Annotated in this window: 18 protein-coding genes; 9 read left to right on the top strand and 9 right to left on the bottom strand. The window is 60.7% G+C overall.

The window, feature by feature from the left end; translation table 11 throughout:
* Nucleotides 1-5 precede the first annotated feature (5 nt).
* From EXN68_RS16180 to EXN68_RS16150, 7 genes are all read right to left on the bottom strand, one after another.
* Complete coding sequence (locus tag EXN68_RS16180; protein WP_142841852.1) at nucleotides 6-902, bottom strand: sugar phosphate isomerase/epimerase family protein; 897 nt, start codon at nucleotides 900-902, stop codon at nucleotides 6-8.
* A 46-nt stretch (nucleotides 903-948) separates the two neighbouring features.
* On the bottom strand, nucleotides 949-1,857 hold the full coding sequence (locus tag EXN68_RS16175; protein ID WP_161991373.1) for a substrate-binding domain-containing protein: 909 nt from the start codon (nucleotides 1,855-1,857) through the stop codon (nucleotides 949-951).
* A gap of 168 nt (nucleotides 1,858-2,025) precedes the next feature.
* On the bottom strand, nucleotides 2,026-2,967 hold the full coding sequence (locus EXN68_RS16170; RefSeq protein ID WP_142841850.1) for a sugar ABC transporter substrate-binding protein: 942 nt from the start codon (nucleotides 2,965-2,967) through the stop codon (nucleotides 2,026-2,028).
* Between the two features lie 282 nt (nucleotides 2,968-3,249).
* The gene (locus EXN68_RS16165; protein WP_142841849.1) at nucleotides 3,250-4,278 is read right to left on the bottom strand and encodes a LacI family DNA-binding transcriptional regulator; all 1,029 of its coding nucleotides are present in this window, start codon (nucleotides 4,276-4,278) and stop codon (nucleotides 3,250-3,252) included.
* Between the two features lie 175 nt (nucleotides 4,279-4,453).
* Complete coding sequence (gene pcaF, locus EXN68_RS16160) at nucleotides 4,454-5,659, bottom strand: 3-oxoadipyl-CoA thiolase (protein WP_142841848.1); 1,206 nt, start codon at nucleotides 5,657-5,659, stop codon at nucleotides 4,454-4,456.
* A 10-nt stretch (nucleotides 5,660-5,669) separates the two neighbouring features.
* Nucleotides 5,670-6,365 (bottom strand): CoA transferase subunit B, encoded by a 696-nt coding sequence (locus tag EXN68_RS16155; protein WP_142841847.1) that lies wholly within the window; start codon nucleotides 6,363-6,365, stop codon nucleotides 5,670-5,672.
* Nucleotides 6,362-7,069 carry a 3-oxoacid CoA-transferase subunit A gene (locus tag EXN68_RS16150; RefSeq protein ID WP_142841846.1) on the bottom strand — a complete coding sequence of 236 codons (708 nt, stop codon included), beginning with the start codon at nucleotides 7,067-7,069 and terminating at the stop codon, nucleotides 6,362-6,364. Before EXN68_RS16150 ends, EXN68_RS16155 begins: the two co-directional genes overlap by 4 nt.
* 136 nt (nucleotides 7,070-7,205) lie before the next feature.
* Between EXN68_RS16150 and EXN68_RS16145 the strand changes: the two genes are divergently transcribed.
* Nucleotides 7,206-7,967: an IclR family transcriptional regulator gene (locus EXN68_RS16145; RefSeq protein ID WP_142841845.1), complete on the top strand. Its 762-nt coding sequence runs from the start codon at nucleotides 7,206-7,208 to the stop codon at nucleotides 7,965-7,967.
* Here the strand turns inward: EXN68_RS16145 and EXN68_RS16140 are convergent.
* A complete protein-coding gene (locus EXN68_RS16140) occupies nucleotides 7,937-8,866 on the bottom strand; it encodes a helix-turn-helix domain-containing protein (protein WP_142841844.1) in 930 nt (309 codons plus the stop codon). The genes EXN68_RS16145 and EXN68_RS16140 overlap by 31 nt on opposite strands.
* A 117-nt stretch (nucleotides 8,867-8,983) precedes the next feature.
* On the opposite strand from EXN68_RS16140, the gene pobA reads away from it, so the two are divergent.
* Nucleotides 8,984-10,156 (top strand): 4-hydroxybenzoate 3-monooxygenase, encoded by a 1,173-nt coding sequence (gene pobA / locus EXN68_RS16135; protein WP_142841843.1) that lies wholly within the window; start codon nucleotides 8,984-8,986, stop codon nucleotides 10,154-10,156.
* Nucleotides 10,157-10,344: 188 nt separating this feature from the next.
* Here pobA and pcaQ read toward each other — a convergent pair whose 3' ends face one another.
* A complete protein-coding gene (gene pcaQ, locus EXN68_RS16130) occupies nucleotides 10,345-11,286 on the bottom strand; it encodes a pca operon transcription factor PcaQ (protein ID WP_065116973.1) in 942 nt (313 codons plus the stop codon).
* A gap of 94 nt (nucleotides 11,287-11,380) precedes the next feature.
* Here pcaQ and pcaD point away from each other — a divergent pair, with 94 nt between their 5' ends.
* The 7 genes from pcaD to EXN68_RS16095 all read left to right on the top strand — a co-directional run bounded on the left by pcaD (nucleotide 11,381) and on the right by EXN68_RS16095 (nucleotide 16,768).
* Complete coding sequence (gene pcaD, locus EXN68_RS16125; RefSeq protein WP_142841842.1) at nucleotides 11,381-12,178, top strand: 3-oxoadipate enol-lactonase; 798 nt, start codon at nucleotides 11,381-11,383, stop codon at nucleotides 12,176-12,178.
* Between the two features lie 3 nt (nucleotides 12,179-12,181).
* Nucleotides 12,182-12,631: a 4-carboxymuconolactone decarboxylase gene (pcaC, locus tag EXN68_RS16120; RefSeq protein WP_142841841.1), complete on the top strand. Its 450-nt coding sequence runs from the start codon at nucleotides 12,182-12,184 to the stop codon at nucleotides 12,629-12,631.
* The gene (pcaH, locus tag EXN68_RS16115; protein WP_003505508.1) at nucleotides 12,628-13,368 is read left to right on the top strand and encodes a protocatechuate 3,4-dioxygenase subunit beta; all 741 of its coding nucleotides are present in this window, start codon (nucleotides 12,628-12,630) and stop codon (nucleotides 13,366-13,368) included. Before pcaC ends, pcaH begins: the two co-directional genes overlap by 4 nt.
* A 2-nt stretch (nucleotides 13,369-13,370) precedes the next feature.
* Nucleotides 13,371-13,991, top strand: a complete 621-nt coding sequence (gene pcaG / locus EXN68_RS16110) for a protocatechuate 3,4-dioxygenase subunit alpha (protein WP_142841840.1) — start codon at nucleotides 13,371-13,373, stop codon at nucleotides 13,989-13,991.
* An 18-nt stretch (nucleotides 13,992-14,009) separates the two neighbouring features.
* Nucleotides 14,010-15,071 carry a 3-carboxy-cis,cis-muconate cycloisomerase gene (locus EXN68_RS16105; RefSeq protein ID WP_142841839.1) on the top strand — a complete coding sequence of 354 codons (1,062 nt, stop codon included), beginning with the start codon at nucleotides 14,010-14,012 and terminating at the stop codon, nucleotides 15,069-15,071.
* A gap of 367 nt (nucleotides 15,072-15,438) precedes the next feature.
* Nucleotides 15,439-16,107, top strand: coding sequence for an amino acid ABC transporter permease (locus tag EXN68_RS16100; protein WP_142841838.1), 669 nt, complete (start codon nucleotides 15,439-15,441; stop codon nucleotides 16,105-16,107).
* 10 nt (nucleotides 16,108-16,117) lie between these two features.
* Nucleotides 16,118-16,768 (top strand): amino acid ABC transporter permease, encoded by a 651-nt coding sequence (locus EXN68_RS16095; RefSeq protein WP_142841837.1) that lies wholly within the window; start codon nucleotides 16,118-16,120, stop codon nucleotides 16,766-16,768.
* Nucleotides 16,769-16,796 lie beyond the last annotated feature (28 nt).

The following is a 16,796-nucleotide window of genomic DNA, read 5'->3' as shown; positions in this document are numbered from 1 at the left end:
AAACCTCATTTCCAGTATTTGGCGACGTATCGCCGGGTTTCGCTGAGCATGAACCGCGCGCTTTCATCGACGCGGTCTTCCCAGGCAAAGACGCAGTTCGACAGCACGCCATCGAATTTCATGTCGGCAAGCGTCGCAAAGAAGGTTTCCCAGTCGATCTCGCCCTGGCCGAAATCGGTATGCTGATGCACCCTGACCTTCGAGCCGGGCGGATTGACGATGTAACGCAGCTGCGACGACTTGTTGTGGTCATAGGTATCGGCAAGGCGCACATGCACCAGATGGCCCTCGGTCGCGCGCAGGTTCGCCACCATGTCCGGCCCGTAAAAGAACGTATGCGGCGCGATGAAGGATGCCTTTACCGCCTTGGAATTGATGGTCTTGATGATGTCGATGGCCGGGGCGATCTCCTCGAGCCAGTCTTCGGGATGCGCCTCCAGCGACAGCACCAGCCCTTCCCGTTCGAGGATCGGCACCAGAATATCCATGGCGCGGAAGAACTGCGCCTCGCAGGTTTCCGGGCGGTGCAGGCCGGAACGGTCGTTAAGGCTGCGCTCCGGCGAGCCGCCACGGCCGAATTCCGAAACGAACATCGGGCATTCCATCTCGACGGCAATCTCGATGGCGCGTTTCCAGTTGTCGATCGCCACCTCCCATTCGTCCGGATAGGGGCTTGCCCAGCGATACATGGGCTGCAGCGTGGCGAGGCCGACACCATGGTCCTTCAGCGCCTTTTTGAATTCGGCGACCCGTTCGGGATAGACCTTGGGCCGTGTCCACCACGAGAGAAAATCCGGACGCGGCGAAAGTTCGACGTAATCATAACCGAGGTCTGCGACCTTGCGGCAGGTTTCGGCCAGGGAGAAAAGCCGGAACATGTGGGGATCGAGCGTATGTTTCATGGCTGTTTCCAGTGGAGTGATAGATGGACCGGGGCCGAAGCCCCGTCTATTTCGCGTAGGCGGACATGTTTTCCGGGGTGACGAGTTCAAACGGCACCCAGAGCGTCTTCTCGGTACCTTGCCCGGCAGCGGCCTTCACCGCCGTCTGGACGGAGACCTCGCCCTGCTTCGTCGCATTCTGGTAAACGGTGATATCGAGATCGCCGGCCTGCATGGCGGCAAGACCGTCCGGCGTGGCGTCGATGCCGGCAATGACGACATCCTTCATGGAAACGCCCGCTGCCTTGAGCGCCTGCGCGGCGCCGATCGCCATTTCATCATTATTGGCAATCACGGCATCGAACTGTATGCCCGCCGTCAGCCAGGAGGAGACAAGGTCCTGCGCCTGCGTGCGGCTCCAGTTCGCTGTCTGCTTTTCGAGGATTTCGATCTTGCATTCCGGTTTGGAAAACACCGTTTCGACATCCTTGGTGCGCACCAGCGCCGCGTGGTTTTCCAATGGTCCCATCAGGATGACGGCCTTGCCCTTGCCGCCCATCAGCTTGCAGGCGGCTTCAGCTTCCATGGTGCCGGAATCGAGTTCGTTGGAACCGACAAAGGCCGTGCCGTCAGGCAGGCCGGTCTCCAACTCGGCCGGCGGATGGTTGACATAGACAAGCGGAATTTTGGCGGCTGATGCGGCCTTGGTGATTGCGGCAGTGGCGTCGCCATCCACGGCATTGACGATGATAGCGTCGACACCATTGGCGATGAAATTCTGCACCTGATTAAGCTGTTTCGACGGATCAAGCTGGGCATCCTCAACCAGAAGCTCGATGTTTTTATCGCGCCCGGCCTCGGCCCTGATGCCGTTGAGCAGGATCGTCAGAAACGGATTGTCGAAAGACGTCATGGACACCGCGATACGGTTCTCGGCAAGGGCCGGTGTCGCGAAAATGCAGAGTGCCGTCGCCATCAATAGTTTCTTCAAGGTTTCCTCCCACGGAAATCGCTGCTGGTTGCTTCATGTCGTGTCACCGGAGCCGGCCATCCTGCCGGCTCCGGCGCGTTCGGCCTACCCGGCGGCACTCCCCGGGAGCGGAGAAGCCGCCTGGGCAAGGCCATGGCTCATTTCTTGGATGACTCAGTTCTTGGCCTGATAGTTCTTTAGGTTGTCAGGCGTGACGAGTTCGAAGGGTACGAAGACCTTCTTGTCCACCGCATCGCCCTTGGCGAGTTTCAACGCCGCATCCAGCGCACCCTTGCCCTGCCCTGCTGCATTCTGGAAAACGCTCACATCCAGATCGCCCGCCTCCATGGCGGCAAGCGCGTCCTGCGTGGCGTCGATGCCGGCGATGATGACGCTGTCCATCGACCGGCCTGCCGCCTTCAGCGACTGAATAGCGCCAATGGCCATCTCGTCATTGTTGGAAATGACGGCATCGAATTCAACGCCGGCTGAAAGCCAGTTGGTCATCAGGTCCGAGCCCTGCGTGCGCGACCAGTTGGCGGATTGTTCCTCGACAAGCTTGATGAAGCTGCATTCGGGCGTGGCGACGACATCCTTGATATCCTGCGTGCGCATGCGGGCGGCCTGGTTGGAAAGCTCGCCCATCATCACCACCGCCTTGGCTTCCGTCTTGCCCGCTTCCTTCAAAAGCCGGCAGACTTCCTGCGTCTGCAGGGTGCCCGATTGTTTTTCATCGGAGGCGACAAAGGCCTGTTTGTCCGGCAGGCTGTCGAGATTGACCGGCTGGCGGTTGACGTAAACGAGCGGAATGCCGGCGGCGGCAGCGGCCTGCGAAAGTGCTACGGTCGCGTCCGTATCGACAGGATTGACGATGATGGCATCGACGCCGGCAGCGACGAAGTTCTGCACCTGGCTCAGCTGCTTGCCGACATCGTTCTGCGCATCCTCGACCTGCAGCGAAACGCCGCTCATGCCCTTGGAATAATCAATCATGCCGTTGCGCAGCACGGTCAGGAAATTATCGTCGAACAGGGCCATCGAAACCCCGACGGTCTGCGCCGAAGCGCCCGTTGCCAGCATCGTGGCGAAAGCTGCAATTGCGAAATGTCTTTTCATGTCGTTCTCCTCCAAACCCCTTTGAAAAGAACCGGTCGAGCCGGCCTGAGCGCATCGCGCCGCCACCGCCTTCCGGCAAAAGCTGGCCTTCGCCGCGAAGAAAAACCCGCAGCGTCAAACAGCCTTGAAATAATCTAATGTCGTGTAGGTCCGGCCTCCTGCCCGTTCCACCGGCGGCCAAGATTTCCTAGTCCGGTCCCGGCGTCAACGCATCAGAGACCGCTGAAACCATCAAGCCTGATAGAAACGAGCATCGGATTTATGATGGAATCCATCAAACCATCAAAGGCTCTCAGGAACCCACAGATGCGCAGGCACAAAACGCTGTCCCGGCGTTTCCGCCATGCCGTGTTCAATGGTGTGAACCATGGTGGCCAGAAGGTCGGCGCACAGCTCGCGTAATGGTGTCTGGAAAACGCCGCTGATGCGCCTTTCCAACAGCGCCTGACGGGATTCGGGCGTCAGTTCATTCACGAGGCAGACGATGTTTTCCTGCCGGCTTTCCTGCTGCAGCGCCTCGATCACCCCTTCCATGCCACCGCCGATGCAATAGATGCCGACGAGATCGCGGTGCTTGGCGATGGTGTCCATCACAAGCTCATAGGTCAGGCGACGCGTTTCCAGCGTGATGAGGGCATCCATCACCTCAAATTCCGGCGCATATTCCCGCATGTAGCTGCGAAAGCCGGTTTCGCGCAACGAATGGCCGTGGAAACGGTGCCCGCCCAGCAGCAGAAGTACCTTGCCCTTGCTGCGCGCCAGCTGCGAGATCATCCAGGCCGCCGTGCGCCCCACCTTCATGTTGTTGGCGCCGAGATAGGCCTCCCGCACGCCTTGAGCAAAATCAGACAACAGCGAAAAAGTGGGAATGCCTTTGGCTTTCAACCCCTCGACAGCGGCCGTGACATCGTGATGGTCCGGCCCCGTGGCGGCAACCGCCTGCACGCGGCCCTTCATGCCGGTCAGCAGCGCCGCAAGCTCTCCCGGTTCGCCGGACTGGGCGAATTCGATGCGCAGGTTGAGGTGGCGATCGCGGATGTTGCGCGCCGCAAGCTCCAGTTCGTCGGCAAAGGTCTGGTAAAAGGCATGCCGTTCCTTGCGCAGTATGATGCCGAGACTATAGGACGGCATATCAGCCAGCATGCGCTGGCGAATGATGTTGGTGGCGTGGAAACCGATCTTCTCCGCCGCCTCAAACACCCGCCGCGCGGTCTCCTCCCGCACCGGCAGGCGGCCGTTCAGCACCCGGTCGACGGTGGCGACGCTGACGCCGGCGGCTTTTGCGACATCGGTGATGATTGGACGCTTCATGTTGGCTCCCGCAGGCGGAAAGATTCCCGTCATATCTCGCAAAACATGTCACGGATGATGATGGAATCCAACATGGTGAAGGGATATGGCGGCGAGCGTCACGGGAAAAATGCTGAGGCTGCGTCTTATCACGACAGCACTCGCCTGTATCCCGATACGGAAGCCGCTTGTCCCTTCAGACCCGCTCCAGCGCCACGGCAATACCCTGCCCGACGCCGATGCACATGGTGGCGAGCGCAAGCCGCTTGCCAGTCAGCGAAAGTTCAAGCGCCGCTGTGCCGGCAATGCGCGCACCCGACATGCCGAGCGGATGACCAAGCGCAATCGCGCCGCCATTGGCATTCACCCGCGCATCGTCATCGGCAATGCCGAGCTGGCGCATCGTTGCAAGGCCCTGGCTGGCAAAGGCCTCGTTCAGCTCGATCACATCGAGTTGCTCCTGCTTCAACCCGAGCCGCGCCAAGAGCTTGGCCGAGGCCGGGGCCGGGCCGACGCCCATGACGCGTGGCGGAACGCCGGCGGCGGCACCGCCGAGAATGCGGGCAATCGGCGTCAGACCGTATTTCTTCGCCGCTTCCGCTGAAGCGATGATGAGCGCGGCGGCACCATCGTTGACACCAGACGCATTGCCCGCCGTCACCGTCGCGCCATCGCGCCTGTTGACCGGCTTCAGCTTCGCCAGCGCCTCAAGACTGGTCGCACGCGGATGTTCATCTCTGGAGACAACAAGCGGATCGCCCTTGCGCTGCGGGATCGTCACCGAGACGATTTCCTTGTCGAGACGGCCATTGGCCTGCGCATCCGCCGCCTTCTGCTGGCTGCGCACGGCGAAAGCATCCTGATCCTCCCGCGAGACCTGATAATCGACCGCGACATTGTCACCCGTTTCCGGCATGGAATCGACACCATATTGCGCCTTCATCAGCGGGTTGACGAAACGCCAGCCGATAGTGGTGTCATAGATTTCGGCATTGCGCGAAAAGGCGCTTTCGGCTTTCGGCAAAACGAAGGGCGCGCGGCTCATGCTTTCCACGCCGCCGGCGATCATCAGTTCCGCCTCGCCCGATTTAACGGCGCGGGCGGCTGCAATGACGGCATCCATGCCGGAGCCGCACAGCCGGTTGATCGTCGTTCCGGTTACGGAAACCGGCAGACCGGCAAGCAGCAGCGACATGCGCGCCACATTGCGGTTGTCCTCACCCGCCTGATTGGCGCAGCCGAAGATCACATCCTCGACGGCTTCCCAGTCAACGGAGGCATTGCGTTCCATCAGCGCCTTCAGTGGCACCGCGCCGAGATCGTCGGCGCGAACCGAGGAGAGCGCGCCGCCGAAGCGGCCGATGGGGGTGCGGATATAATCGCAGATGAATGCGTCGGTCATCGCTTTTTCCTTAAAGTTCCGGGGCGACGAGATCGGTGACCTCGCCATCGACCATCAAAGGCGCACCGGTCATGGCCTGCAATTCATCGAACGTCATCGCCGGCAGTTTCTCGCGCAGCACGAAACGGCCATCCACCACGTCGATGACAGCATGGCTGGTATAGATGCGGGTGATGCAGCCAACGCCGGTCAGTGGGAAAGCGCATTTCTCAACGAGCTTCGGTTCGCCGTTCTTGGTCACATGTTCGGTGATGACGAAGACCTGCTTGGCGCCATGCACCAGATCCATGGCGCCGCCGACGGCCGGCACGCCCTTGGAGCCAACGCGCCAATTGGCGAGATCGCCATTCTGCGCCACCTGATAGGCCCCGAGGATCGCCACATCCAGATGCCCGCCGCGCACCATGGCGAAGCTGTCGGCATGGTGGAAAAAGGCCGCACCGGGTTTCAGCGTCACGGCCTTCTTGCCGGCATTGATGAGGTTCCAGTCCTCTTCACCTTCCGGCGGCGCCTCACCAAAATTGAGAATACCGTTTTCGGTATGGAAAATCGCCTGTCGACCGGGCGGCTGGTAACGCGCCACCATTTCGGGAAAGCCGATGCCGAGATTAACGTAAGCACCGTCTTCGATGTCCTGCGCCGCGCGCCATGCGATCTGGGCGTTGGAAAGCTTGATGTCTTCGCGGGTGTCGATGGTCTGGGTCATGCGTAGGCTACTCCGGCGCGAATGAGGACTTCTTCCTGTTGCGGATCGGGGATTTCCACGACGCCGTTCACGAAAATGCCTGGCGTCACAACATGCTCCGGGTCGATTTCACCGGCGGCGACGATCTTCGAGACCTGCGCGATGGTGGTCTTCGCGGCCATGCACATCAGCGGGTTAAAATTGCGGCCCGCCTTGTTGTAGGTGAGGTTGCCATAGGTATCGCCAAGCTCGGCTTTCACGATGGCGAAATCCGCCTTCAGCCAGCGTTCCTGAACGTAAGAGCGGCCGTCGAATTCCGCGATCACCTTGCCTTCAGCCAGTTCCGTTCCGAAGCCAGTCGGCGTGTAGAAGGCGGGAATGCCGGCGCCGCCAGCGCGGATGCGCTCGGCGAGCGTGCCCTGCGGCACCAGTTCCAGCTCGATTTCACCGGCCAGATAGCGGTCTGTAAAGGCGCGCGGATCGGAAGAGCGCGGGAAGGAGCAGATCATCTTCCTGACCATGCCGGCATCGATCATCGCGGCGATGCCGATGCGGCCGTTGCCGGCATTGTTGTTGATGACGGTCAGGTTCTTCGGCCCCCTGTCGATCAGCGCGTGGATCAGCTCGATCGGCGCGCCGGAGCCGCCGAAACCGCCGATCATGATCGTCGCACCGTCGCCGATGCCGGAAAGCGCATCTCTGGCGCTCTTGATTGTCTTGTCCATTAAAACCTCCATCCAGCCGAGCGGATGGAACCGGCAAGGCTGCGTGGCCATGAGGTAAGGCCGAAATCGCCTCGACGGCAAGGATTTTGTGCGTTATATGATTTTTGTTCGTATATCGCACAAATGGAGCTTGGGCATGGCCGTCAGCGAAAGAGACATGATGGGTGGTCTCGCCAAGGGATTGCGGGTCATCGAGGCTTTCAGCGCCGAGAGCCCGCGCCTGTCCATCTCCGACGCCGCCGAGATCGCCGGGCTGGACCGGGCAACCACGCGCCGCTGTCTGCTGACCCTTTCGGAGCTTGGTTATGCCGCCTATGACGGCAAGTTCTTCACCGTCACGCCGAAAGTGCTGCGGCTTGGCACCGGCTGTCTGGCCACCATGCCGCTGCCGAAGATCGTCCAGCCGCTCATCGACCGTCTCTCAGAGGAGATCGGCCAGAGCACCTCGGTTTCCATTCTGGACGAGACCGAAATCGTTTATGTCGCCCGCGCCGCGCAACAGCGGGTCATGTCGATTGCGCTGATGCCGGGCTCGCGCCTGCCCGCCTATTGCACGTCAATGGGTCGCGTTCTGCTTTCCGCACAAACACCCGAGCGACAACGCGACATTCTCGGAGCTTCCCGGCTGGTTGCCCGCACGGAAAAGACGATCATCGATATTCAGGCCCTGCTCACCGAAATAGAGGTGACCGGCCATCGCGGTTATGCGCTGATCGATCAGGAAGTGGAGATTGGTCTTCGCTCCATCGCCGTGCCGCTGAAAAGCGTACGCGGCCAGACGGTTGCCGCGCTCAATGTCGGGCTCGCCGCCTCGGTTGCGTCAATGGAGGATCTGGTGGAGCGTTATCTGCCGGCGCTTCTTTCCGTTCAGCGGGAACTGGCGCGAATGCTGGTCTGAGACTGAGGCGGTGTCAGCCGCGCGCCCATATCACCCATTTTGCGCTGCTCCTCCAGCCGCCAGGCGCGCGGCGTCATGCCGGTCTCCCGCCTGAAGAAGCGGTTGAAATAAGCGGGATCGGCAAAACCAAGCCCTTCGGCGATCATCTGCACGCTGGAAACCGTGAAGATCAGTTCCTGCTGTGCGATCTCGATCTGCCGCCGAGCGATCAGCCGCTGCAGACTGAGGCCGGAAACCGAGCGCACCAGACGGTTAAGATGCGTCTCGGACAGACCGAGCTTCTTGGCATAGAACTCTGCTTTCTGCGGCTCGCGGATATGGCGGGCAATCAGCGACAGCAACCGTTCGAAACGCTGCTCGGCAAGGCCCTCGCCGCTTTTTTCCAGAAGCGGTCGCGCCGCCCGTGAAAGAAACGCAACCACGGTGGCGAGCTGGCCTTCGATCATCGCATTGCGACCGATCTCGCGCGCCTCATATTCCGCGGAAATCCGTTCAAAACCGCTGCGCAGATAGTCTTTCTCGGCAAAATCCCGCAAGGGCAAAAGCACCGGCTGCTGGAAATTTCGCAACAACAACGCCTGCACCGATGCCGGCAGCGACCCCGGCAGCATGGTGACAATCACCCCGCCAATATCGCGTGAGAAGCGGAAGCCATGTTCGAAGCCCGGCGGCACGATGATGGCGACCGGCGGGCGGATAGGCTCGATGCGGCCATCCAGCAACGCATCACCTTCACCGCCAAAAATGTACAAGATTTGCAGAAAGGCGGCATGACGGTGCAGGCCGATTTCAAAGCGGTGCAGGCTGCTTCGTGAAAAAAGCGTCTCGCAATGGAAGCGAAAATCGGTGCCTTGCAAGGCCTCTTCGCCATAAAGGCCTTCGTTGGCAGTCGCCCGCATCTCACCCCACTCCTGCGCCTGATGGTCGGATTGTGCAATTTACAGACCGGAAAGTCCATTGAGCTTGTGACCCGCCTTGGTCAATTTCTTGACCGGAGACAAGTTCGGGAGGAAACAATGCGTACACAGGTCGTCATCATCGGCTCCGGCCCATCGGGGCTGCTGCTTGGCCAGCTTCTGGCGGGAGCCGGCGTCGAGACCGTCATTCTCGATCGGGTGAGCAAGGATTACATCCTCGGCCGTGTTCGCGCCGGCGTGCTGGAAGAAGGCACCGTGCAGCTGATGGAAAAGGTCGGCGCGGATGAGCGCCTGCGCCGCGAGGGCCTGCCGCATGACGGTTTTTCGCTGACCTTTGACGGCCGAGACCACCGCATGGATCTGTTCGATCTGACGGGCGGCAAACGCGTCATGGTCTATGGCCAGACCGAAGTGACGCATGATCTGATGGATGTGCGCGAAGCGGCAAACCTCGTCACCATCTACGACGCCGGAAATGTCGAGCCGCATGATTTCGATGGCGCAAGCCCCTATGTCACCTATCAGAAAGACGGCGTAACCCACCGGATCGATTGCGATTTCATCGCCGGCTGCGACGGTTTCCACGGAGTGAGCCGCAAATCCGTGCCGCAAGGCGCGATCAAGGAATTCGAGAAGGTCTACCCCTTCGGCTGGCTCGGCATTCTCGCCGATGTGCCGCCGGTCAACCACGAACTCATCTATGCCAACCACCCGCGCGGTTTTGCCCTCTGTTCCATGCGCTCAAACACGCGCAGCCGGTATTACATCCAATGTTCGCTGGAGGACCGGCCGGAGGACTGGAGCGACGAACGCTTCTGGGATGAAATCCGCCGCCGCCTGCCGGAAAACCATGCGGATGAAATGGTGACCGGCCCGTCCTTCGAAAAATCCATCGCGCCGCTCCGGTCCTTCGTTAGTGAACCCATGCGGTTCGGACGGCTGTTTCTGGCCGGCGACGCCGCCCATATCGTGCCGCCGACCGGCGCCAAGGGCCTGAACCTCGCCGCCAGCGACGTGCATTATCTGAGCGAGGCGCTGATCGAATTTTATCGCGAAAAATCTGAAGCCGGCATCGATGCCTATTCGCAGAAGGCGCTTTCCCGCGTCTGGAAGGCCGTCCGCTTCTCGTGGTGGATGACGACGATGATGCATCGTTTTCCCGATACGGGAGATTTCGGCCAGCGCATTCAGGAAGCGGAACTGGATTACCTCGTGCAATCGCGGGCCGCCTCGACAGCGCTTGCGGAGAATTACGTCGGGCTTCCATATTAGGGGCACCAGCTGCCTGTTCATCCGCACCAGTTTCACGTCCGTCACCGCGGACCCGATCCGGGGTCCAGCGCGATCAAGTCTTTGATCGCAAAAGACTCTTCTCGCGGCGCAGACGCGCCGTGGCTGGATTCCGGCTCAAGGCCGGAATGACGGGAGGAGAAATGCTCCGACGCACCCCGATCCTCATCTCAAGAACCCGCCTCCGCCCTCCCATCCAGCAACTCACCCGCCGCCTCGCGAATAGCCTGCATCAACAGCGACAACGGCAGCGAGGGCTGCGTATCGGCCCGGACCGTCAGCCCCACCGGCCCGCTGGTATCGCCGGTTTCGACCGGCAGGATCGCCAGAATGCCGTCCGTCACATCCGCCGCCACCACACCTTCAGAGATGATCCAGATCGCATCGCTGGTGCGCAGGAAGGCGCGGCCGAAGGCGTCGGACACGGTTTCGATGCGGATCGGCAGGGCCGGCACGCCGTTGGCGATCAGGAACTGCTCGACGACAGGGCCAATCACCGATTGCCGTGTCGGCATCAGTACCGGATATTCATGCAGGTGATCGAACACCGAAAGGCCGGGTGACAGCAGCGGGTGGCCGGCGCGCACCACGAAACGTACTTTCTCCGAATAGAGATGTTCGAAGGAAAAGCCCGCCATTTTCTGCGGCGCGGCGAGACGCCCAACGACAAGATCGAGATCGCCGACACGCAGCTGCTCCAGAAGCACGGCGTTTTCGCCCGTCACGATCTTCACGGGGCTGCCGGTCTTTTCCGCCAGAAAACCGGCCATTGCCTGCGGCATGATCCGCACCGAAACCGTGGGCAGAGCGCCGACCCGCACCGGCGGACCGGCCCGCGCCGCCTCCTGCGAGACCGAATCGACCGCCTGTCGCAGCGCCGTCATCGTCGCACCGGCGTGGCGCAGAAACACCTCGCCATATCGGCTGATGCGGATGCCGCGCCCCTCCCGGTCGAACAATGACACGCCAAGAATCTCTTCCAGTTCACGGATGGTCTTCGTCACCGCCGGCTGGCTGACATGCAGGATTTCGGCGGCGCGGATGACGCTTTTCTGCCGCGCCACCTCCACGAAAGTCTGCAGGTGGCGGAACTTGATACGCTGGTCGACCATCGCTCGTATAATCCATAGGTTATGATTTTCATCGATAATGTCATTTTACTTAACCGGAACCGGCTTGCAATATCCCCGGCAGGAGGAGCACATCATGCATTTTCTGCGCTGCGGCGAGACCGTGATCCATTATCGCGTCAAGGGATTGGACAGCGGCAAGCCGGTCATCGCCTTCATCAATTCGCTTGGCACCGATTTCCGCATCTGGGATGCGGTCACCGAAGCGCTTGGCGATGATTATGCCTATGTGCTGCACGACAAGCGCGGCCACGGGCTTTCCGATGTCGGACGCGCGCCCTATTCGATAGACGATCATGCCGGTGACCTGATCGAACTTCTTGATCATCTCGGCGTCAAAAGCGCCATCATCTGGGGCCTGTCGGTCGGTGGACTGATTGCACAGGGGCTTTATGCCCGCCGTCCCGATCTGGTGCGCGCACTCGTGCTCAGCAACACCGCCCACAGGATCGGCACGGCCGAGATGTGGAACGCCCGCATCGACAAGATCGCCGCTGATGGCCTCGTATCGCTGGTCGATCCCGTCATGGAGCGCTGGTTCACGCCAGCGTTTCGCCAGCCTGACAATGCTGCCTATGCCGGTGCGCGCAACATGCTTTCGCAGCAGCCGGAAGCCGGTTACAGCGGCACCTGCGCCGCCATTCGCGATGCCGATTTTACCGATGAAGCGGGCCGCATCGCCGTGCCCACACTCTGCGTCGCGGGTGATCAGGACGGCTCGACACCGCCGGAACTGGTGCAGTCGCTGGCCGGCATCATTCCCGCAAGCCGCTTTGTCACCATTGCCGGCTGCGGCCATATTCCCTGCCTTGAACAGCCGCTCACCTATGCGCAGGCGGCGTGCATTTTTCTCAATACCTTGCCGGAGCATTGACCGATGGCGGACCATATCGACAAGAATGAACGTTTCGAACAGGGCATGAAGACCCGCCGCTCGGTACTGGGCGACGCCCATGTCGACCGGGCGCAGACCATGACGTCCGGCTTCGACCAGCCCTTCCAGCAGCTCATCACCGAAGCCGCCTGGGGCACGGTGTGGTCCGGCAATCACTGGACGAAGCGCGAGCGCTCGATGGTGACTATTGCCCTGCTTGCCGCGCTGGGGCAGGACGAAGAGCTGGCCATGCATGTGCGCGCCACCGCCAATACCGGCGCCACCGAAGCCGATATCCGCGAGGCGCTGCTGCATGTGGCGATCTATGCCGGCGTGCCCGCCGCCAACCATGCTTTCAAGATCGCCAAGCTTGCCCTGGCCAGCATGAAGGCCGATAGTTCCCCTGATAATTCTGACACTGATAATTCTGGCGATGGGGAGGAGACGAAATGAGCAACCAGCCACCCGAAACCGGGCCGTTCTTTGCGCGCAACCGCGACATTCATCCGCTCGCCTATGCGCCCGGCTACAAGACCTCGATCCTGCGCTCGCCGCAACGCGCGCTGATTTCGCTGGAAGGCACGAAAAGTGAGATCACCGGCCCCGTCTTCGGCCATGGCATGCTGAACCCGCTGGATAACGACCTCATCCTCAACTATGCCCGCCCCGGCGAAATGCCGGTTGGCCCGCGCATTCTGGTGCACGGCCGGGTGCTGGACGAACGCGGCCGCGGTGTGGATGGCGCGCTGGTGGAATTCTGGCAGGCCAATGCCGGCGGACGCTATCGCCACAAGAAGGAAAGCTATCTCGCCGCCATCGATCCGAATTTCGGCGGCGTTGGCCGCACGATCACCGATGAGAACGGGTATTACTGGTTCAAGACCATCCAGCCGGGTGCTTACCCCTGGCCGAACGGGGTCAATGACTGGCGGCCGGCCCATATCCATTTCTCGGTCTTCGGTCATGGCTTTGCCCAGCGGCTGATCACCCAGATGTATTTCGAGGGCGATCCGCTGATCTGGAAATGTCCCATCGTCAAGACCATTCCGGATGAGGATGCCATCAGGCGGCTGATCGCGCCGCTGGACATGAATGCGACGCTGCCGATGGACATGCTGGCCTATAAGTTCGACATAGTGCTGCGCGGTCGCCGCTCGACCCTTTTCGAAAACCGCATGGAGGGCAACTGACCATGGTTCAGCCGCTCAATTATTTCAAGGAAACCGCCTCGCAGACGGCGGGACCCTATGTACATATCGGCTGCACGCCCAATTTCGTCGGCATCGAAGGCGTGTTCGAAAAAGACCTGGGTTCCGGTCTGCTTTATAACGACAAGGCGCGCGGTGAGCGCATCAGCGTGCGCGGCACGGTCTATGACGGCGCAGGAATGCCGCTGAAGGACGCCCTGATCGAAATCTGGCAGGCGGATACGGACGGTTATTACAACAGCCCGAGCGAAACACGCGGCAAGGCCGATCCGAATTTCATCGGCTGGGGCCGTTCGCCGGGCGACATGGATACCGGCGAGTTTATCTTCGAAACCATCAAGCCGGGCACGGTGCCGTTCCGCGACGGTCGGCCGATGGCGCCGCACATCACCTTCTGGATCGTGGCGCGCGGCATCAATATCGGCCTGCAGACCCGCATGTATTTCCCCGAAGAACAGGAGGCCAATGCGGCCGACCCGGTTCTGGCCCGCGTCGAACAGAAAAGCCGCATCGCCACGCTTGTCGCCAAAAAGGAAGAGGGAAATATCTATCGTTTCGATATCCGCCTTCAGGGCGAAGGCGAAACCGTGTTTTTCGATATCTGAGCCAGACGGACGAGCGAAATGAGCCTTTCCCCCTTCGAACATCCGTTTCTGTCAGGCCTTTTTGGTGACAGCGAGATCGTCGAACTGTTTTCGGCAAAGGCGGATATCGACGCAATGATCCGCTTCGAAATGGCGCTGGCTGAGGCGGAAGCGGAGGCCGGAATCATTACGGACGAGGTGGCGGAAGCCATCGTTTCGGGACTTTCGAGCTTTGCGGCCGATATGACGGCGCTTCGCCATGGCGTCGCAAAGGATGGCGTGGTGGTGCCGGAACTGGTGCGGCAGATGCGGTCGGCAGTCGCCGGCAAGGCGGCGGACAAGGTGCATTTCGGCGCGACCAGTCAGGATGTCATCGATACCAGCCTGATGCTGCGGCTGAAGATGGCGGTGGAAATCATCACGACCCGCCTCGGCCACCTCATCGATACGCTTGGCGACATCTCCTCGCGCGACGGCCATAACCCTCTGACGGGTTATACCCGCATGCAGGCCGCCATCGGCATCACCGTCGCCGACCGGGCGGCAAGCTGGATAGCGCCGCTGGAGCGCCACCTGCTGCGGCTTGAAACCTTTTCCCGGAACGGCTTTGCCCTTCAGTTCGGCGGCGCAGCCGGCACGCTGGAAAAACTTGGCGACAATGCCGGCGCGGTCCGCGCCGATCTTGCAAAACGCCTTGGCCTTGCCGACAGGCCGCAATGGCAGAGCCAGCGCGACGGCATTGCCGAATTCGCCAATCTGCTGTCCCTCATCACCGGCGCGCTCGGCAAGTTCGGCCAGGATATCGCGCTGATGGCTGAACTCGGTGCGGAAATCCGCTTCTCCGGCGGCGGCGGCTCCTCGGCCATGCCGCACAAGCAGAACCCGGTCAATGCCGAAACGCTGGTGACGCTGGCACGCTTCAATGCCGTGCAGATTTCCGCGTTGCACCAGTCGCTTGTCCATGAACAGGAAAGGTCAGGCGCGGGCTGGATGCTGGAATGGATGACACTGCCGCAAATGGTGACGGCAACGGGGGCGTCCCTGCTGATCGCCGAACGCCTCGCAGGACAGATAGACAGACTGGGCGCGGAAGAAAGCTAGCTGCAAGACCCACGGGTTTTTGATTAAAATCAGCTTCTCCTGCCCCTCCCGCCACCTCATCGGCGGCAGGGTTTTCGTGCGTTGAAAACGCTTGCGCCTTTGCGCATTAGACATTGATAACACACGATTTTCTTAAAAATATCGAATGTAGAAAAAACGGCTTTCCGCTGCTTTTTAACCGGGTGAAGCGCTTGACACAAAAATGAACTAACTGGTACAAACAATCTTGTTGAAGCTATGCCGCAGGTGAGGAAAAGACCCTTCTCGACATGGCCAGACGAATGGAGGGCTTTGGCGCCGTAAGGTTCCCAAAGCGATAAGGACAAGGCGAAAAGCCTGTCCGGGCCCGAAGGGGTTGGGAGGAAGAATGTCTTACAGTCTCGATTTTTCGGTGGTCGCGGACCGCCTGCCCGAGCTGCTTTTGGCCTGTCTGGCGACGATCGGCCTTGCCATTGCCGGCATGTCGCTTGCCACCGTCATCGGGGTTCTCGGCGTGGTCGCCCGTCGTTCGCGGTTCAAACTGCTGCGCGGTCTGGTCATTGGCTTCGTCGAAGCCATCCGCAACACGCCGTTTCTGGTGCAGATATTCTTCATTTTCTTCGCTCTGCCGCAGGTTGGCATCAAGCTTAACCCCACCGTTACCGCCATCATTGCGCTGGCTCTCAACGGCGGTGCCTATGCCATTGAAATCATTCGCGGCGGCGTGGATTCCATTCCCAAGGGACAGGTGGAGGCGGGGCTGGCGCTCGGCCTGCACCGGTCACAGATATTCCGCCACATCATTCTGAAGCCGGCGCTGCGCGCGGTCTATCCCTCGCTCACCAGCCAGTTCATCATGCTGACGCTGACCACCTCGGTCTGCACCTCGATCGCCGCTTACGAACTGACATCCGTAGCCCAGAAGATCGAGGCGGACACCTTCCGGTCGTTCGAGGTCTATTTCTCGATCACGCTGCTCTATCTGGTCATTTCCTCGCTGATGATGGGCATCTTCTCGCTCATCTCCCGCGCATCCTTCAGCTATCCGGTCAAGTGAGGAAAAGACAATGGAATCCATCGGTCCCAACGAACTCTTCTTCCTGATGCAAGGCCTGAAATGGACGCTGGCGCTGACGGTGATCGGCTTTATCGGCGGTGGCATATTCGGCCTTTGCGTGGCGCTTGCCCGTGTTGCCGAAAGCCCGGCGATCCAGCGCGCCAGCACCGGTTATATCGCCGTCTTCCAGGGCACGCCGCTCCTGATGCAGCTTTTCGTGGTTTATTACGGCGTGGCGCTTGCCGGCCTCAATGTCGATGCCTGGATTGCTGTCGCCATCGCCTTCACCCTGCATGCCAGCGCCTTCCTCGGCGAAATCTGGCGTGGCGGCATTCAGGCGGTGCCAAAAGGCCAGACGGAGGCCGCCAATGCGCTTGGCCTGCATTATATCTCCCGCATGAAGGACGTGGTTCTGCCGCAGGCCTTCAAGATTTCGCTGCCGGCCACCATCGGTTTCCTCGTGCAGCTCATCAAGGGCACCTCGCTTGCCGCCATCGTCGGTTTCGTCGAGCTGTCGCGCGCCGGCCAGATTGTCTCCAACCAGACGTTCCGCCCGCTCACCGTGTTTGCCATCGTCGGCATCATCTATTTCCTGATCTGCTGGCCGCTTTCCCTATGGGGTGCGGGTGTGGAGAGACGGATGCAGGCCAATTCCCGTTAACAACCAGAACCATCTCATCAGCTTTGTA

This window comes from Martinezella rhizogenes, from assembly GCF_007002745.1.
Taxonomy (GTDB): Bacteria; Pseudomonadota; Alphaproteobacteria; order Rhizobiales; family Rhizobiaceae; genus Agrobacterium; species Agrobacterium cucumeris.
Note: the sequence above shows the minus strand (reverse complement) of the source record. Positions and strands in the feature narration are given on the sequence as shown.